Source organism: Catenibacterium sp. UBA627 (assembly GCF_002299355.1).
Taxonomy (GTDB): domain Bacteria; phylum Bacillota_I; class Bacilli_A; order Erysipelotrichales; family Coprobacillaceae; genus Catenibacterium; species Catenibacterium mitsuoka.
In genome coordinates this window covers 1-1,808 of sequence record NZ_DBPF01000082.1, presented here as the reverse complement: position 1 = coordinate 1,808, position 1,808 = coordinate 1, and the positions used below count along the sequence as shown (strand labels likewise).

Below are 1,808 nucleotides of genomic sequence, written 5' to 3'. Positions count from 1 at the left end.
TATGTTCAGAACGGTAAGATTGACTGGTCAGTGAATACATTATCACAGGTTAATGGTGAAGGAACATGGTATAAGGTGACTAATGGACAGTTAGATTGGAACTATACAGGACTAACTAAGTATTTCAGTACTCAATACTATATTCAAAATGGTGTTCTTAACTGGAACTACAACGGCTTAATCTACTACAATAATACTTGGTATTATATTGAAAACGGTAGAGTAAATACAAACTACAACAATCTAGTAAAATACAATGGTAACTGGTATTATGTTCAGAACGGTAAGATTGATTGGTCAGTGAATACATTATCACAGGTTAATGGTGAAGGAACATGGTATAAGGTGACTAATGGACAGTTAGATTGGAACTATACAGGATTAGTTAAGTATTACAGTACATGGTACTACATTCAAAATGGTATTCTTGACTGGAATTACAGTGGTTCAGTAAATTATAATGGTAAAACATACACTGTAAAGAACGGTAGAGTTCTATAACTATAAAATACACTAAAATAAAAGACAGTATGCTTTAGATGATATGATGACCTCCCAGTAGACAGTGCAAATAATTAAAAGCACTGTTTGCTGAGGAGGTTTTTCTTATGGGAAGAAAAAGTAAGTTTTCTAAGGAACAAAAAATTGAAATATGTCGAAGGTACTTAGATGGCAGTGAATCAATTTCTAGTCTAGCTGAAGAAATAAATGTATCTAAAACTACAATTGAAAGGTGGATTAGAATCTTTAAAGCATATGGCGATTCTGCATTTGATGAGAAGCCTGCAAATGAATCATATACAAAAGAGTTTAAAAGGAAGGTCGTAGAAGCATATCTGGCTGGAGAGGGATCACTAAGAGATATTGCAGTAAAATATAAAATTCCTGCATGTGGGACAGTACTTGCATGGGTAAAGTTATATAATGATCATATAGACAATATGAAATGACGAGGAGGAAACAAAAAAGTAACTCTCCTTAATTGTTCAATCGTGGATTTACCATTATACTTTGAGTAGAAACAAAAATTCATAGTATTGTGGGATTACCGCAAACAAATAAGGAGGGTTACCTATGAATAGAATAATAAAAATTGGGATGGATGTCCATACTACAAACTACACTTTATGCATTTTTGAGCCATCTTTTGAACATGATGGTACAGTTCACTGTATTACACAGGTAAAACCTGAAGTTAAAAACATCATTCGTGTTATTGAAACTTTTAAAAAGAAGCATGAAAATGAAGAGCTGAATATTGTATGTGGCTATGAAGCGGGATGTCTAGGATATTCTTTATATCATGAATTAAAAGAAAAAGGAATTGAATGTGTTATCCTGGCTCCAACAACCATGAAAACTGAAAAAGGTGGAAGAAAACTTAAGAATGATTATCGTGATGCCAAGATGATTGCGGAATGTTTGGCTTATGGAGGATATTCTGCCGTACATGTTCCTACTGAACTTGATAATTCAGTAAAAGAATTCATTCGTATGAGAGATGATATAAAAGAAAACCTGAAAAGTATCAAACAACAAATAATTGCGTTTTTAACACGCAATGGTAAACAATTCGAAGGAAAAAGTTTCTGGACAAGAAAACATATTGATTGGATAAATACGTTTTCTTTTAGTGAACCATTACTTCAAGATACCTTGAAAGAATATATGATTGAATATAATCATCTATGCGATCGTGTAGAGACTTTAGATAAACAAATTGAAGAAATATCATTAAAAGAGGAATATGTAGAAAAAGTGCAACAGCTGCAATGTCTGATTGGGATTAAAACGCATACTGCACTATC

General features: G+C 32.7%; 2 protein-coding genes and 1 pseudogene. All 3 read left to right on the top strand.

Annotated features, from left to right (window positions below; genetic code table 11):
• A pseudogene (locus B2S90_RS05265) lies at positions 1 to 501 on the top strand (hypothetical protein); the annotation flags it as partial.
• Positions 502 to 608: 107 nt separating this feature from the next.
• Positions 609 to 950, top strand: coding sequence for a transposase (locus tag B2S90_RS05260; protein ID WP_286696651.1), 342 nt, complete (start codon positions 609 to 611; stop codon positions 948 to 950).
• 124 nt (positions 951 to 1,074) lie between these two features.
• On the top strand, positions 1,075 to 1,808 hold a 734-nt coding region (locus tag B2S90_RS05255; RefSeq protein ID WP_286696650.1), incomplete at its 3' end, for an IS110 family transposase.

Bases quoted from the DNA above. Each gene is read 5' to 3' on its own strand.
- B2S90_RS05260 (WP_286696651.1), top strand. From the start codon at position 609: ATGGGAAGAAAAAGTAAGTTTTCTAAGGAACAAAAAATTGAAATATGT.